Here is a 15,279-nt window from a genome sequence, read left to right as displayed (position 1 = left end):
GACGCTGGGCGCGGCCGCGCCGGCGTTGGCGGACGACCACTTCGACGTCACCGTCCGCGCTGCGGTCAGCGGCAAGTGCCTGGAACCCGCGGGCGGGTCGTCGGCCGACAGCACGCCCATCGTCCAGGTCACGTGCACCGGCAGCGCGTTCCAGCGGTGGGACTTCGTCGACCACGACAACTCCGTCTTCCAGATCCGCAACGCGGTCACGCTGAAGTGCATGGACGCCCAGGGTGGTGCCACCAACGGGACGCCGGTCGTGCAGTGGCCGTGCAACAGCATCAGCAACGAGCGGTGGCAGGCGAGCCGGAGCCTGCCGGACTTCGTGACGCTCAAGTCGCGGCTCGGTGGCACCAAGACCCACTGTCTCGACGTGCCCGGCGGGCGGTCCGACGAGAACCTCCCGCTGCAGATCTGGGTCTGCAACAACACCGCCTCGCAGTCCTTCGGCGTTTTCCCCGTCTGACACAGGCAGGCTGAACCCGGCTGCGGCGACCGCACAGGTCGCCGCAGCCGTTGCGACACCGGGAAGATTCGGCCGTCCAGACCATGCGACTGGGCGGATCAGGTTGCGCCGCTTACGAATTCTCCGCCTCGCTACGATCAGCGGATCGCCGGAACACGGCTGGGGCGGAGGCTGGATGGCGGACGTCGACCTGCGCGTCCTGGGGCCGCTGGAGGTCGAGGTGGGCGGGAGCCTGCTGGATCCCGGTGGGCCGCGCCTGCGGGCGATGCTGGCGTTGCTCGCGGCGTACGCGGGCCGGCCCGTCAGCGTGGCGATGTTCGTGTCCGAGCTGTGGGGGCCGGTGGCGCCGCCGGACGCCGAGCGGACGGTCCGGACCTACGTGTCCCGGTTGCGCCGGGGCGTGGGATCGCTGGGTGAGCTGATCCAGACTCGCGCGCCGGGGTACGTGTTGCTGCGACCGGACGTCGTCGACGCGGTGCGCTTCCAGCGCCTCGCCAGGGAAGGGCACGCGGCGCAGGCCCTCGGGTTGTGGCGGGGAAGGGCCTACGACGAGTTCGACGGGTTCGCCGCACTCGAAGCGGAACGGACCCGGCTGGCCGGTCTGCGCTTCGACGCCGTGCAGGACCGGGTCGACGCCGAGCTGGCCGCCGGGTCCGGTGGGGAGCTCGTCACCGAGCTGATGGACCTCACGGCGGCTCATCCCGGCCATGAGCGGCTGTGGGGCCAGCTGATGACGGCCCTCTACCGCGCGGGCCGCCAGGCGGAAGCTTTGGAGGCGTTCCAACGAGCACGGCGTCAACTCGTCGAGCACGCCGGCGTGGAGCCGTCGCCGGTGCTCACGGGTATCCAGGAACGAGTGCTCGCCCACGATCCCCGGTTGCTGAGCTCGTCCTCACGAACCTCGGACCCACGGCCGGCGCAGTTGCCACCGGTCGTGCCCGGATTCACCGGACGGAGGGCGGAGCTCGCCGCTCTCGACGCCGCCGCGGCGAAACAGGGCTCGATCGTCGCGGTGTGCGGTACGGCGGGTGTCGGCAAGACGGCTTTGGCTGTCCGATGGGCACATCACGTCGCCGCCAGGTTCCCAGACGGGCAGCTCTACGTGAACCTGCGCGGGTTCGACCCCGCCGGGGCGCTGCCGCAGGAGGAGGCGCTGTACGGGTTCCTGACCGCGCTCGGTGTCGCTGCCGACCACATACCGGTCACGCTGCAGGCCCAGGTCGCGCTCTATCGGAGCCTGACTGCGAGAAAGCGCTTTCTGGTGGTGCTCGACAACGCGCGCGACGCCGCTCACGTCCGCCCGCTGCTGCCGGCCGAACCCGGCACCACCGTCGTGATCACCAGCCGCGACGACCTCATCGGGCTGGTGGCGCGGGACGGCGCCAGCCGGGTCGGGCTGGACGTGCTCGGTTCCGGCGAGGCGGTCGAGCTGCTGCGGCTCCTCGTCGGCGACCGCGTCGCCACCCCCGCGGAGTTCGAGGACCTCGCCGCCCAGTGCGCCCGCCTGCCACTGGCGCTGCGCGTCGCCGCCGAGCTCGTCGCCCGGCGCGGACGGGTCGGCCTCGAGGACCTGGCCGACGAGCGCGGCCGGCTGGACCTGCTGGAGGCGGGGGCGGACGCCGACACCGCGGTGCGGGCGGTGTTCTCGTGGTCGGAACGGCACCTGCCGGCGGCCGCGAACCGGCTGTTCTGGCTGCTGGGGCTGCATCCCGGCCGCGACACCGGCACCGGCGCGGTGGCCGCGCTCGCCGGCGTGGACGACCACGAGGGCCGTCAGCTGCTCGACGTCCTCCACGGTGCCCACCTCGTCGAGAGTTCGGGTGCGGACCGCTGGACGACGCACGACCTCCTGCGCGCCTTCGCACGGGAGCGCGCGGAGCAGCGGCTCGCCGAGCTCGACCGCCAGGGCGCGCTGAAGAATCTCTACGAGCACTACCTGGCCGGCGCTCTGGACGCGATGGACGTCCTGTATCCGTACACGAAGCAATGGCGTCGCGGTGAGATCGACGGCGACGGGCCGTCACGCATGACCGCGGCCGCCGCGAAGACGTGGCTGGACACCGAACGGCCCACCCTCGTCGCGATCACGCGCACCGCCGCCGGTGAGTTCGCGGGCTACGCCGTCGAGGTCGCGCGGGCGATCGAACAGCACCTCAACGTCGGCTTTCGCACCGCCGACGCGTTCTCGGTGCACCAGCACGCGCTCTCGGCGGCCGAGGAGCTCGACGACGACATCGGGCGGGCGCGTGCACTGCTTCAGCTCGGGCGGTCGCACTCGCGGTCCGGCGCCTACAGCGAGGCCGACGAGCACTACCGGTGGGCGCTGCGGCTGTTCCAGCGGCTCGGCGACCTGGTGGGGCAGGCCAAGGCACTACATTCCTTGGGCAACAACGAAAGTCAGGTCCGGCGTCATCACGACGCGCTCGCCACCTACCGCCGTGCGCTGGCCTTGAGTCAGAAGGCGGGTGATCGTGGTCAGGAAGCCGTCGAACTGGCCAGCATCGGGCAGGCGCAGTTCAGCCTAGGCGGCCACGAGGAAGCCGTGGCGTGCTACCGGCAGGCGGCCACGATCTACGAGGAGCTCGACGACCAGGTCGGGCAGGGACGGATTCTCAACGATCTCGGCAGCGCCCTGCAGACCTGCGGGCGTCTCGAAGAAGCGCACGACCACCATCAGCGCGCCCTGCGGATCCTGCACGGCATCGGCGACCGCGCGGCCGAGTCGATCGCGCGCACCGACCTCGGCCGGATCTGCTCGCGGTGGGGACGTCACACCGAAGCGCTGGAGCACCATCAGCAGGCGATCACCGTGTTCCGCGAGATAGGCGACCAGATCGGCGAGGCGGAGGTGCTCGTCAACCTGGGCACCACCCACGAAGGCATGGGCCGCTACCGCCAGGCGGCTGACCTGCACCAGCAGGCCGAGACGCTGGCCGCGAAACTGGGTGACCGCCTGATCGAGTGCATGGCCCTCAACGGACGCGGCCGGGCAGCCCTCGCCACGGGCCGGTTCGATGAAGCGCTCGCGTGCCACGAACAGGCGCTGGTGCACGCGCGTGCGATGGAAGACCGCGAGCACGAGGCACGGTCGTTGGACGCGATGGCGGCGGTGCGTGCGCACACGGGTGCGGTCGCCGAGGCACGCCGGCTGTGGGACGTCGCTTTGCCGATCTACGACGCCCTGCACATGCCGGAGGCCGCGGTGGTGCGGCAACGGCTCGCGGAATGTTGAGTCTGACAAACAACCCTGCTTGCGACAGCCTGCTGACTTGGAACAGCTCCAAGCGCTCGCACTTTCTGGTTGAGATCTGACGAAATGATCGTTGGAGAGGTAGTACGGACTTCCGCGACAGCGGGCGAAGGCGATCCCGGTGGTCGCGTTCTCACGATGCCGCACCTGTGAGTTGGTTGTAGTTACGAGCCGATGTAATCGATTGCAGATCACCTCAACTACCACCAACTGCGCTGGTAGTGGCCATGCGCGCACCGACACACGTCTGCGCAGGTCCAGGCAACCCGACAAAGCACTACTAGCCGATGTCGAGGTAGTCCAGGTTCGGCGCCCCGTTCGCGGTCGTCGCCGTCACCCGGATCTTGTTCTCACCGGCCTGCAACGTGACGGGGATCTGCACGGACAGGTAGGTCGTCCACGCTCCGGTACCGGCGAACGCCAGCTCGTCGCGCGCCAGCACCCCGTTCACCGACACGTCCAGGGGCCGGGAAACGGTGGTTCCGTTGGCGTAGCCGAAGGACAGCGTCGCAGCACCCCCGGAGGCCGAGTTGACGGTCCACTCGACGTACGGCCCGACGGCGTTGTCGGTGTTGACGAAGCCGGTGCCGGAGAACCCGGCGTGGTTCGACTCCACCACGCCCGCGGAGATGAGCGCCGACTCGGCCTCGTACCGCGACACCGACCCCGTGCGCGTCACGCGGTACAGCACGGTCGCGTGGGCGGGCACCGAAGCGGAGATGGCGCCCGAGGTCGTCCGCACCTGCTTCGACCACAGGTCCTTGAGCGTGTAGGACGACCCGCCGCCGAGCCCGACAGCTGAGGCGGTGGTCGAGATCGTCTGAGTCGACGTCGTCTCGTTGGACAGCGCCACGGCCCGGTCGCCGTTCGCGAGCACCTTCGAGTACACGACCCGGCCGGACGACGACGAGACCACGGTTCCCTGACGCCCCAACGGGTCCTGGTCCACGGCGATCACGTCGGTGTTCTTGAGGATCGCGAACGTGTCCTCGTTGACCTTGCGCAGGTCCGAGCCGATCAGCAGCGGCGCCGCCATGATCGCCCACAGCGAGAAGTGCGTGCGGTACTCGGAGGCGGTCATGCCGCCGTTGCCGACCTCCAGCATGTCCGGGTCGTTCCAGTGCCCCGGCCCGGCGTACTGGGCCAGTACCCGGTTCGCCTGCGCCTTGCCGATCATGGACGACCAGTTGTCGGAGATGTCACCGGTGGTGCGCCACAGGTTTCCGACCGGCTCGCCCCACGTCCACACCTTCGGATCGGTCCGGCCCCACTCGCAGATCGAGTAGACGATCGGACGGCCGGTGCGGGCCAGTGCGTCCCGCATCGCCTTGTAGCGCTGCTGCGCGTCGACGCCCTGGTTGTTGCAGTTGTCGTACTTCAGGTAGTCGATTCCCCACGACGCGAACAGGTTCGCGTCCTGCTGCTCGTGGCCGAGACCGCCGGGGAAGCCAGCCGTGTTGCACGTCTTGGTGCCGGCGGAGGTGTAGATGCCGATCTTCAGGCCCTTCGAGTGCACGTAGTCCGCGACGGCCTTGATGCCGTTGGGGAATCGCACCGGGTCGGGCACGAGATTGCCGGACGAGTCGCGGGACGTCTTGGCCCAGCAGTCGTCCAGGTTCACGTACTGGTAGCCGGCCTCGCGCAGACCTCGCGAGACGAAGATGTCCGCGATGCCCTTCACCATGGCCTCGTTGAAGTCCGCGCGGCAGCCCGTGCTGTTCCAGTTGTTGAAGCCCATCGGGGGAGTGCGGGCCAGGCCGTTCTCCAACGCCACCGCCGGGGGCGCGGGGAGCAGTCCCGCCGTCAGTACCGCCGCTAACAAGGCTCTTTTGAGCATGATCAGCCAACTCTCCGGTCGTCGGGACCGCGGCGGCGCACCAAGTGTGACTTGCGAGGCGGGAAAGTCAATCCATTGACAAGCAATGACAGATTGACAAGATCGCTACGATGATTTCAGTGTCGACCGAAGGGGATCATCCGCGATGAGCGTCGGACGGGAAACCCGGCTGTCCGCCTGGATCGAGCGGTTCGCCGCGCACTTCGCCGAGGAGGGCATCCCGCTGATCGGCGGCCGCATCCTCGGCTACCTGCTGGTCTGCCAGCCGGTCGAGCGCACCGCCGCCGAGCTGTCCCAGGAACTGGAAGCCAGCAGCGGGTCGATCAGCACGAACCTCAAGTACCTCGTCAACGTCGGTCTGGTGACCAAGCGGACCCGTCGTGGCAGGCAGGCCGCCGAGTACCGGATCAACGAGAAGGCCTGGACGGACTTCATCCAGCGCAAGCTCAACGCGATCGCCAGCGTCCAGCTGCTGACCGACGACGGCATGCGGTTGCTCAGCGGTGATCCGGAGCGCGCGATGCGGCTCAGGACCGTCGACCACATCTACGGTTGGCTCTCAGAGGAACTTCCCGCTTTGTGGGAGCGCAGGCCCGCGGCACCCAAGTAGCTTGGGTGCATGTGGCACCCCTACCGCGATGACATCGGGTACTACGAGGAGCGAGCCAGGGGACTGCTCGCCTCCGCGTGGGACGGCGTGCCCGGTGCGCTCGAGGTCTTCGACGACGTGCCGCTGACCGACGAAGGCGCGCACCTCGTGCTCGCGCAGGCCCACGGGTGCGAGAACTGGAAAGCCCTGCAGATGAACATCCGCAGGCCGCGCCCGTTCGCCCGCGCCTACCAGGCCATCGAGATGCAGCACCCCGACGAGCTCAAGGCGATCATCACGCGCGACCCGTGGCTGGTGAAAGCCAGTGGTACCAACGGGAACGACCTGCTGGGGCTGTCCGCGGCCAAGTGCGACGAGCGCCTGGTCAAGGTGCTGCTCGACGATGGCGCGGACATCAACCACCAGAACGTGCACGGCTGGACGGCGCTGCACCAGGCCGCCTACGCGAACCTCCCCGGCCTGGCCCGGTTGCTGCTCGACCGGGGCGCCAGGACGGATCTCGAAGCCCGCGGCGAGGGCGGCACGCCGCTCACCGTCGCGTTGTTCTGGGGCAACCGGGAAACGGCGGAACTGCTGGCACCGCACGGGGTGCACCCGCCGAACCTGCGCACCGCGGCCGGCCTCGGCGACCTCGACCTCGCCGCTGAACCCGAGGCCAGGCGCGGTTATTACCGGCCGCACAGCGGTTTCCCGCGCTGGTGGCCGACCAACGACCCGCAGGAAGTCCTCGACGAGGCGTTGTCGTGGGCCGCGCGCAACGACCGGACCGAGGTCTTCGGCGACCTGCTCAAGCGCGGCGCCAGGATCGACGCGGACGTCTATCGCGGCACGGCACTGGCGTGGGCGGCGTGGTGCGGGCTGGAGAACGCGACCAGGACCCTCCTGGACCTCGGCGCGAATCCCAACCAGCGCACCGGTTTCGGCGGCCCGATGCACGGCGAGGGTGTGACGGCGTTGCACCTCGCGGCCGAACGCGGCCACCTGCCGATCATCCGGATCCTGCTCGACGCGGGCGCCGACAGATCCATCACGGACGCCAACTTCGAGGCCACGCCCGCGAACTGGGCCGGGCACAACGACCAGGGTGAGGCTCAGGCCTTGCTGAGCGCCTGATCCTCGGCGGGAACGGCAACCTCGACGGTCCGCTCGCGAGACGAGGTCCACAAGGCCGCCGTAGCGATGACAACGGCACCGGCACCCAGCACGTGGATCGACACGAGCACCTCCGGCACCCCGGTCCAGTACTGCACCATGCCCAGCGCGCCCTGAGCGAGCACAACGCCGACAAGCGTCCAGTAGGTGCGCGTCCGGGAGAAGAACCCGACCGCGATCAGCAGGCCCAGGAACAGGAACAGCAGGTCCGCGTGGATCTGCGCGAGCGTGGCCACCTCGACGCCCAGGCGCGGCGTCGACGCGTCACCGGCGTGCGGACCGGCGGCCGTCACCCAGGTGCCCGCGAGCAGCAACGCGCTCAGCACCGCGGCCATGACGACCTGGAGCTTCATCAACGGCGCCGGCACCTTCAGGCGAGCGGGACCGTCGCCCTCGGACAGCGAGCTGACCAGCAGCACGGCCATCCACACCAGGGCCATCGAGATCATGAAGTGGACCGACACCGTGTACCAGGCGAGCCCCGTCAGCACCGTGACACCGCCGACGACCGCCTGCACGGCCACCCCGACGAGCTGAACCAGCGAGAGCTTCAGCACCCGCTTGCGTCGCGGCAGGTTGAACCACGCCGCCAGCACGCACAGACCCGCGATGACGCCGACGACACCCGTGAGCGTCCGGTTGCCGAACTCGACCCACTGGTGCAGGGCCGCCACCTCGGGGTGCTGCACCGGGACGACGCTGCCCTCGACGCACTGCGGCCAGGTCGGGCAGCCGAGGCCCGAGCCGGTCACGCGGACGATCGACCCGGTGACCGCGATTCCGGCCTGCGCGATGACGACGGCAATCGCGAACGCGCGCTGCCAGGACACGAGGAAGGCGGTCAGCTTCGACACGCCAACGATGGTAGGCGTGCTCAGGTGAGACGAGTCGTCCGGGTGGCCAGTGCCCCAGCCACAACGCCCCAGGCCACGAGCACTGCAACGGGACCCACACCCGGTGCCGTGCCGTGCACCACAGCGGCTTCCAGCGCCTCGGCCAGTGCGGCGGACGGCAGCAGGTGCACGAACCCGACGGGCACGGACAACGCCACGCCGCCGACCATCAGCAACACGAACCAGATGATGTTCGCCAGCGCCAGCACGATCTCCGCGCGCAGCGCCCCGCCCAGCAGCACGCCCAGGGCACCGAACGTCAGCGTGCCCAGGATGATCAGCAGCACCATCCAGGGCAGGCCGCTCAGCGGGAACTTCCAGCCCAGGAACAACGCCGTGACCGCCAGCAGGACGATCTGGATCGCGACCACGACCAGCGCCCCGCAGATCCGTCCGGCGACCAGCAGCCACCGGGGCAGCGCGGAGGCCGAAAGCCGCTTCAGCACGCCGTAACGCCGGTCGAACCCGAGCGCGATGGCCTGCCCGGTGAAGGCGGAGGAGATGATCGCCAGCGCGAAGATCCGCGCGGCCGCCGACCCCACCCGCGGCTCGGGCATCGGGATCACCGACATCAAGCTGAGAGCGACGAGCAACGCCAGCGGGATGATCACCGTCAGCAGGATCTGCTCGCCGTTGCGCAGGGTCAGCATCGCCTCGGTGCGGGCGTGCACGAAGAGCATGCGCGGCAGCGACCCGCGACCGGGCGCGGGCTTGAACGTGCCGGGAGCGAAGGTGGTCACGAACGCAGCTCCCTGCCGGTCAGCTCCAGAAAAACGTCTTCGAGGCTGCGCTTGGCCACCGTCAGCTCCTCGGCCAGCACACCCTGCTGCGCGCACCACGACGTCACGGTGGACACGACCTGCGGATCGATCAGGCCCTCCACGAGGTACGCGCCGCGCGCCGCCTCACGCACCTTCAGTCCCTCGGGCAGCGCGGCGGACAGCAACGACGTGTCCAGGCCGGGCCGCGCGCGGAACCGCAGCTGCTGGTCGTCCGGCCGGTTCGCGGTCAGCTCGGCGGGCGAGCCCTGCGCGACCACGCGGCCCTCGTCGATGATCACGACGTTGTCGGCCAGCGCCTCGGCCTCGTCCATGAGGTGTGTGGTGAGCAACACGGACACACCGTCGTCCTTCAAAGCGCCGACGAGGTCCCACACCAGACGGCGCGCCTGCGGGTCCATGCCCGCGGTCGGCTCGTCGAGGAACACCAGCTCGGGACGGCCGATCAACGCGCAGGCCAGCGAGAGCCGCTGCTGCTGACCGCCGGACAACCGCTTGTAGGGCGTGCGCACCGCGCCGGTGAGCCCGAGGACCTCGATCAGCCACTTCGGATCGAGCGGGTTGGCCGCGCACGCCGCCACGAGGTTCAGCATCTCCTCGGCGCGGATGCCGGGATAACCGCCACCGCCCTGGGGCATCACGCCGATGCGGGGCCGCAACGCCTCGGAACCGGGTTGGAGGCCGAGCACGCGCACCGTGCCGTCGTCGGCCGAGCGGAACCCCTCGCAGATCTCGACGGTCGTCGTCTTGCCCGCGCCGTTCGGCCCGAGCAGGGCGAGAACGGTGCCGGGCTGTTGAACGAGGTCGAGGCCGTCAACGGCGGTCTTCGAGCCGTACCTCTTGACCAGCCCCGACACTTCCACCGCAGGCTGGGGATTCGGGCTCACGACCGGTCAGCCTAGGCGGTCGCGCCTGCTTCGCCGCACGCGGGGACGCCGCGTGCGCTCCAAGTGAACGAAAGCTCCCCGCGTGTACCTGAGACGGGGGTTTCTGAAGCAAAGCTGAAAAAGGTGGGGCTAGCCCTACCCCGGGGAGTCAGGGACACCTCAGGGTTTGCTCGGGGGAGTTCCCCATTGGTTGATCATCCAGATCACAAGAGACTTTTGACGTGCTTGAAGCGGGGGCGAACAGACGGGGTTTGGTGGTCGGGGGACTGGTGTTCTCACTGGTCCCGATTTTCTACCTGCATGTCGTGTCGGCAGGGCAGCTGAACCCGATCACGGACGTGATCAGCGACTACGTGTTCGTCCACAACGGAACGAGCTGGCTCGCGGCGACGTCTCTTAGCCTCGCGGCCGTTTCGGCGTTGCTCGCTGTCAACCTGCGCGGTGTAGGCAGGTCAGCGCAGTGGCTGATCGGCGTTTGGGCGGCGGGTTTGACCGTGTCGACGATCTTCCCGACTGACCCGACTGGCGCGCCCACGTCGGCGTCGGGCTACATCCACCGGTACGCCGGCGCGGTCATGTTCGTCGCGCTGCCGGCGGCCGGTGTGCTCATCGCGCGCAAATTTCCGGCTCTGCTGGGTATCGCAATAACGGCCGGAGTGTCGAGTGCGGCATTTCTGGTCAGCCACGTTTCGTTCGCCGGATTCGAGGCGCGCGGCCTGACCGAACGCGTTTTGTTCGCGTCCCTTTACGGACTTCTTTTCGCCATCGCGGCCCTACAGGTGAGGCGCACGACATGACCATGCTCGCCATCACGCTCGCCGTGCTCGGTGCCGTGGCGTTCGCGCTCGCGGCGCGGCTGCAGCACGACGCGGTCGCCGAGACCGGAGCCCGCGTCGGCGTTCTCAAGCAGCCGCGGTGGCTGGGCGGGCTCGCGCTGCTCGTCGCCGGTGCGGGCGTGCACGCGGCCGCGCTGGGCATGGCGCCGCTCACCGTGGTCCAGCCGGTCGGTGTGCTCGCGATCGGGCTGACCGCGTTGCTGGACCGCCGTTTCCGCGAGTTGCCCGCGATCCTGATCACGACCGTGGGCGTGGGTGCGTTCGTGTTCCTCGCGTCCGGCAGTGCGACCGCAACGCAGGTCGTGCCGGATGCCGAGCTCACGGCCGGGTTCGTCGTTCTCGGCGCGATCGCGGTTCCTGGGGTGATCGCCGCACTAACGACGAACTCGCGCGTTCGCGCCGTGGCGTTCGCATCGGCCGGTGGTGTCGCGTACGGGTACGTGTCCGTGCTCATGCGCGCCGTCTCACAGTCGGTGCAGCAGGGCGGTTTCGGGCTGTCGCACATCGCGTCCGTGCTCGGCATCGCACTCTCGCTCGCCGTCGGTGGCTGGCTGGTCCAGCACGCCTACGCCGGTGGGCCCCCTCATCTCGCCGTCGCCTGCCTGACCGTGGTGGATCCACTGGTCGCGGTCGGCATCGGCGCGTTCCTCCTCGGCGAGGCCGCGCACCTGTCCGTGTGGACCGGTGCCGCGCTGATCGCCTGCGCGCTCGCCGCAGCCAGCGGTGTGTTCGCCCTCGCTCGTCAACCTCGCGTCTCTATTCGATCGGAGCTTCCCGTGAACACCTCCAGCGCGTTGCGCGTCGTCATCGCCGCCGACACGTTCCCGCCGGACGTCAACGGAGCGGCGCGCTTCGCGCAGCGCCTGGCGGTCGGTCTGGCCGGCAACGGCCACGACGTCCACGTCATCGCCCCGGACTCGCCCAGGGCCACCGAGATCGAGGGCGTGACGGTGCACCGCCTGCGCTCGCACCGGCTGCCGTTCTACCCGGACTTCCGCTTCTGCCTGCCGTGGCAGGCCGCCAAGGAGGCCGACGAGCTGATCAAGTCGCTGAAGCCGGACGTCGTGCACGTCCAAGCACACTTCGTGGTGGGCCGGTTCGTCCTGAACTCCGCCGTCGCTCAGGGCATCCCGACGCTCGCCACGAACCACTTCATGCCGGAGAACCTGTTCAGCCACGCGCACGTGCCGGCGTTCCTGCAGGGCCTGGCTCGCAAGTTCGCCTACCGCGACCTGGCGCGCGTGTTCGGACGGGCCGACATGGTCACCGCACCGACGCCGCGGGCCGTGCAGTTGTTGCACGAGAGCGGTTTCCCCGAACGCGCGGTGCCGGTGTCGTGCGGGATCGACATCGCGCGCTACCAGCGCTCGGTGACGCACAACGACCGGCCGACCGCGTTGTTCGTCGGGCGGCTGGACGAGGAGAAGCGCGTCGACGAGTTCCTGCGCGCCCTGGCCCGCGTGCCCGGCGCGTTCGGTGAGATCGTCGGTGACGGCACCTGCAAGGCCGAGTGGGAGCTGCTGGCCCGCGACCTGGAGATCACCGACCGCGTGAAGTTCCACGGGTTCGTGTCGGAGGACGAGCTGCTCGACGCCTACGCCCGTGCGGATCTGTTCGTGATGCCCGGTGTCGCCGAGCTGCAGAGCCTCGCCACGATGGAGGCGATGGCCGCGGGCAAGCCGGTGATCGCGGCGAACGCCATGGCGCTGCCGCACCTCGTGCACCACGGCCGCAACGGCTGGCTGTTCGAGCCCGGCGACGTGAACCAGCTGGCCCAGCGCCTGCACACGCTGGTGCACGACGAGCCGATGCGGGCGCGGATGGGCGCGGCCAGCAGCGAGATCATCTCGCACCACGCGCTGGCGGCGACCCTGGAGCGCTTCGAGGGCCTGTACGCGCGGGCGATGGGCCGTACCGCTCCTGTCATCGCGCTGGCTGCGTGATCGTCAGGTGTGGAGGGTGGTCAGCGCGTCCGTGGGGAAGTCCGCGGACGCGCTGACCGCCGCCCACTTCTGCGTCTCCGCGGTCCTGCGCGCCTCGGCCGCCAGCACCGTCTCGACGGCGGCGGCACCCAGCACGAGGCGGCGCGGCGGTGCGTCCGAGGCGACGACGTCGAGGATCACCCGCGCCGCACGGGCGGGGTCGCCTGGCTGCACTCCGTCGGTCTCGTCGCGGAAGCGGTTGATCGCGCCGACGGTCTCCTCGTAGTCGGGACCGACCTCGTGGCGCACCATCGAGGAACCCTGCCAGTCGGTGCGGAACGCGCCCGGTTCGACGATCACGACCCGCACGCCGAACGGCGCCACCTCGTTCGCCAGCACCTCGGAGAAGCCCTCCACGGCGAACTTCGCGGTCTGGTAGGCGCCCATGCCCGGCGTGCCACCCGCGCGGCCGCCGACGGACGAGAACTGCACGAACGTGCCGGAGCGCTGTTGCCGCAGCACCGGCAGCGCCGCGCGGGTCACGTTCACGACGCCGAACAGGTTCGCCTCCACCTGGGCGCGGAAGTCGGCCTCGGTCATCTCCTCGATGGGCGCGCTGTTGGCGTACCCGGCGTTGTTGACGACCACGTCGAGCGAGCCGAACGCCTCGACGGCCTGCTCGACCGCCCGGCGGGCCGCGGCCGGGTCGGTGACGTCCAGCGCGACCGCCCGCATCCGGTCCGGGTACCGCGCCACCAGGTCTTCGAGCTGCTCCGGACGGCGTGCGGTCGCGACGACCCGCTCGCCCGCCTCGGCGGCGGCTTCGGCGAGTTCGCGCCCGAAACCCCGGGACGCTCCGGTGATGAGCCAGGTGCTCGACATCGTCCACTCCCTCGTAAGTGTCACTTTCTATGACACTTACGACGTTGGAGGCAGCGCGAAAATGCCCGGGACGGGCATGGTCCTCGTCACAGTGAGGTCAGGCGCCGACGCCGTGCAGGAACGTCTCGACCACGAGCGCGGCGGCCGGACCGGGCTGGAGCGCGGGCATCTCCTGCGCGACCGTGTGCAGCTGGGTCTGCAGCATCCGCAACGCCCAGCCGCCGGGCAGGCCGGCCGCGAGCACGCCCGCCTGCTCGGCGCGGCACAGGAAGCCGTCCATCCGCGCGTCCAGCTCCTCGCGCCGCCGCCGGATCGCCGGGTCGGTCACCGCGCGGATGTCGACCGGCCAGTCGCGGCTCAGCCGGATACCCCCCTCGGCGAACGCGACCAGGGCGTCGCGCACCGGCCGGTCGTCGGTGAAGGTCGCGTCGATCAGCGCCTCCAACTCGTCCAGCCGGGCGCGGTAGACAGCCAGCAGCAGTTCCTCACGCGAGTCGAACCGCCGGTAGACGGTGCGCTTGTCCACACCCGCCGCTACGGCGACGTCGGTGATCCGCGCGAGGGGATCCGCCGAGAACACCCGTGCGGCGGCGCGGAGCACCGCTTCGACGTTGCGTGACGCGTCGGCCCTCATCAGCCACGCCGCCGCAGCTTCGCCTCGATCTGTTGTGCGACCACGAGTCCGTTGTGGGAGAGGGTGAGTTCGTCGGGGTGCTCGCCTTGTCCCATGACCAGGAACCGGTACAGCGAGGCGTGGCCCTCCAGCCGTTCGTGCAACGTCTTCGCGATGTCGGAACCCTCCGGGTAGATCGCCGGAATCGCCTCGCTGACGAGCTGCGTGCGGATCCGGCGGCGTTCCACGCGGGGCACGTACCAGGACGTGATCAGCAGCAGCGTCAGGCCGAACACCAGCGCTGTACCGATCACCGCCTGCCAGCCCCACCCACGCGGCCCGATGATCAGCAGCACGTCGGCGACCGCGAGGTAGCCGACGCCGTAGACCACCGCCCAGCCCGCGGTCGCGGCGGCCGGCGGCTCGGCGCGTTCGGTGCCCCAGACGCCCTCGACCCGGCGCCAGCGCTGCAGCGACTTGCCGCCGGACAACGCCATCCAGGTCCCGAACGCTCCACAGAGGACGGAGGTCGGGATCACCAGCCAGGGCTTGGTGTGCAACTCGAACTGCCACACCGCCCAGACGATCCCCGCGGCGGCCACCGCCACCGCGGCCTGCTTCCAGCGGCGTTTGACGATCTCCCACGGCCGGAAGTCGGCCAGCACGGCGAGCGGTGTGCGGATCGGCGCCGGCAACGAACCGAGGACGAGCAACGCCGTGACGACCAGCGCGACCCCGGCCACCGTGACCGTGCCGGTCGTGATCTGCGAGCGGTCGTCGGGGAGCCGGTCGACGGCTATCGCCACCAGCGGGATCACCGGTGAGAGCAACACCAGGCCGTGCAGCATCGTGCCGCTGCGCAGTGCCGCGTAACCGAACGCGGCGAGCAGACTGGCGGCACCGATGGCCGCGCCCGGACCCGCAGCCCACGTCGGCAGCAGGCCGAACAGCGCCATCACGACGAGCGCGCCACCGACCGCGAGCCCGAGCAGCCCGAGGAACTGGGCGAGGTTCCCGCCCCTGGTCAGGCCGGTGATCGTCCAGTAGGGGAGCAGGGCGGCGCCGCGGACGGTCCGGGTGATCGGCCGGACCGCGGCGAGCCCGGACCGTTCGGAGTCGGCGACCGTGACGGCCACCGCCGCGGCGGTGGCG

The 15,279-nt window shown here is 70.0% G+C and carries 12 protein-coding genes and 1 pseudogene; 6 read left to right on the top strand and 7 right to left on the bottom strand.

Annotated elements, in window-relative coordinates; translation table 11 throughout:
* On the top strand, window positions 1-466 hold a 466-nt coding region (locus B0F77_RS31505), incomplete at its 5' end, for an RICIN domain-containing protein (RefSeq protein ID WP_143466990.1).
* 175 nt (window positions 467-641) lie between these two features.
* Window positions 642-3,698 carry an AfsR/SARP family transcriptional regulator gene (locus tag B0F77_RS31500; protein ID WP_086666650.1) on the top strand — a complete coding sequence of 1,019 codons (3,057 nt, stop codon included), beginning with the start codon at window positions 642-644 and terminating at the stop codon, window positions 3,696-3,698.
* A gap of 298 nt (window positions 3,699-3,996) precedes the next feature.
* Here B0F77_RS31500 and B0F77_RS31495 read toward each other — a convergent pair whose 3' ends face one another.
* Complete coding sequence (locus B0F77_RS31495) at window positions 3,997-5,553, bottom strand: carbohydrate-binding protein (protein WP_086666649.1); 1,557 nt, start codon at window positions 5,551-5,553, stop codon at window positions 3,997-3,999.
* A gap of 145 nt (window positions 5,554-5,698) precedes the next feature.
* Between B0F77_RS31495 and B0F77_RS31490 the strand changes: the two genes are divergently transcribed.
* Together B0F77_RS31490 and B0F77_RS31485 are read left to right on the top strand one after the other, a co-directional pair.
* Window positions 5,699-6,163, top strand: a complete 465-nt coding sequence (locus B0F77_RS31490; protein WP_086666648.1) for a GbsR/MarR family transcriptional regulator — start codon at window positions 5,699-5,701, stop codon at window positions 6,161-6,163.
* 9 nt (window positions 6,164-6,172) lie between these two features.
* Entirely contained in the window at window positions 6,173-7,276 is a 1,104-nt protein-coding gene (locus tag B0F77_RS31485; RefSeq protein ID WP_086666647.1) for an ankyrin repeat domain-containing protein, read from the top strand.
* Here the strand turns inward: B0F77_RS31485 and B0F77_RS31480 are convergent.
* The 3 genes from B0F77_RS31480 to B0F77_RS31470 are packed head-to-tail and all read right to left on the bottom strand — an operon-like array spanning window position 7,255 to window position 9,874.
* Window positions 7,255-8,169 carry a COX15/CtaA family protein gene (locus tag B0F77_RS31480; RefSeq protein WP_245848896.1) on the bottom strand — a complete coding sequence of 305 codons (915 nt, stop codon included), beginning with the start codon at window positions 8,167-8,169 and terminating at the stop codon, window positions 7,255-7,257. The genes B0F77_RS31485 and B0F77_RS31480 overlap by 22 nt on opposite strands.
* A gap of 20 nt (window positions 8,170-8,189) precedes the next feature.
* Window positions 8,190-8,948, bottom strand: a complete 759-nt coding sequence (locus B0F77_RS31475; protein WP_425435749.1) for an ABC transporter permease — start codon at window positions 8,946-8,948, stop codon at window positions 8,190-8,192.
* Window positions 8,945-9,874 carry an ABC transporter ATP-binding protein gene (locus B0F77_RS31470; protein WP_245848894.1) on the bottom strand — a complete coding sequence of 310 codons (930 nt, stop codon included), beginning with the start codon at window positions 9,872-9,874 and terminating at the stop codon, window positions 8,945-8,947. Before B0F77_RS31470 ends, B0F77_RS31475 begins: the two co-directional genes overlap by 4 nt.
* Window positions 9,875-10,095: 221 nt before the next feature.
* On the opposite strand from B0F77_RS31470, the gene B0F77_RS31465 reads away from it, so the two are divergent.
* Window positions 10,096-10,671, top strand: a complete 576-nt coding sequence (locus B0F77_RS31465; protein WP_086666645.1) for a DUF998 domain-containing protein — start codon at window positions 10,096-10,098, stop codon at window positions 10,669-10,671.
* Window positions 10,668-12,653: a glycosyltransferase gene (locus tag B0F77_RS31460; protein WP_086666644.1), complete on the top strand. Its 1,986-nt coding sequence runs from the start codon at window positions 10,668-10,670 to the stop codon at window positions 12,651-12,653. Before B0F77_RS31465 ends, B0F77_RS31460 begins: the two co-directional genes overlap by 4 nt.
* Before the next feature lie 3 nt (window positions 12,654-12,656).
* On the opposite strand, the gene B0F77_RS31455 is transcribed toward B0F77_RS31460, so the two are convergent.
* The 3 genes and pseudogenes from B0F77_RS31455 to B0F77_RS48145 all read right to left on the bottom strand — a co-directional run.
* Entirely contained in the window at window positions 12,657-13,514 is an 858-nt protein-coding gene (locus B0F77_RS31455; protein WP_086666643.1) for an oxidoreductase, read from the bottom strand.
* A 97-nt stretch (window positions 13,515-13,611) separates the two neighbouring features.
* Window positions 13,612-14,148, bottom strand: a complete 537-nt coding sequence (locus tag B0F77_RS31450) for a TetR/AcrR family transcriptional regulator (RefSeq protein ID WP_086666642.1) — start codon at window positions 14,146-14,148, stop codon at window positions 13,612-13,614.
* Window positions 14,148-15,279, bottom strand: a pseudogene (locus tag B0F77_RS48145) (patatin-like protein); the annotation flags it as partial. The pseudogene B0F77_RS48145 and the gene B0F77_RS31450, both read right to left, overlap by 1 nt.

The organism is Lentzea kentuckyensis, assembly GCF_002150765.1.
GTDB lineage: Bacteria > Actinomycetota > Actinomycetes > Mycobacteriales > Pseudonocardiaceae > Lentzea > Lentzea kentuckyensis.
The sequence above is the reverse complement of the archived record's forward strand: the minus strand, read 5'-3'. Positions and strand labels throughout refer to the sequence as shown.

Bases quoted from the DNA above. Each gene is read 5' to 3' on its own strand.
- B0F77_RS31495 (WP_086666649.1), bottom strand. From the start codon at position 5,553: ATGCTCAAAAGAGCCTTGTTAGCGGCGGTACTGACGGCGGGACTGCTC.
- B0F77_RS31485 (WP_086666647.1), top strand. From the start codon at position 6,173: ATGTGGCACCCCTACCGCGATGACATCGGGTACTACGAGGAGCGAGCC.
- B0F77_RS31450 (WP_086666642.1), bottom strand. From the start codon at position 14,148: ATGAGGGCCGACGCGTCACGCAACGTCGAAGCGGTGCTCCGCGCCGCC.
- B0F77_RS31490 (WP_086666648.1), top strand. From the start codon at position 5,699: ATGAGCGTCGGACGGGAAACCCGGCTGTCCGCCTGGATCGAGCGGTTC.
- B0F77_RS31500 (WP_086666650.1), top strand. From the start codon at position 642: ATGGCGGACGTCGACCTGCGCGTCCTGGGGCCGCTGGAGGTCGAGGTG.
- B0F77_RS31455 (WP_086666643.1), bottom strand. From the start codon at position 13,514: ATGTCGAGCACCTGGCTCATCACCGGAGCGTCCCGGGGTTTCGGGCGC.
- B0F77_RS31460 (WP_086666644.1), top strand. From the start codon at position 10,668: ATGACCATGCTCGCCATCACGCTCGCCGTGCTCGGTGCCGTGGCGTTC.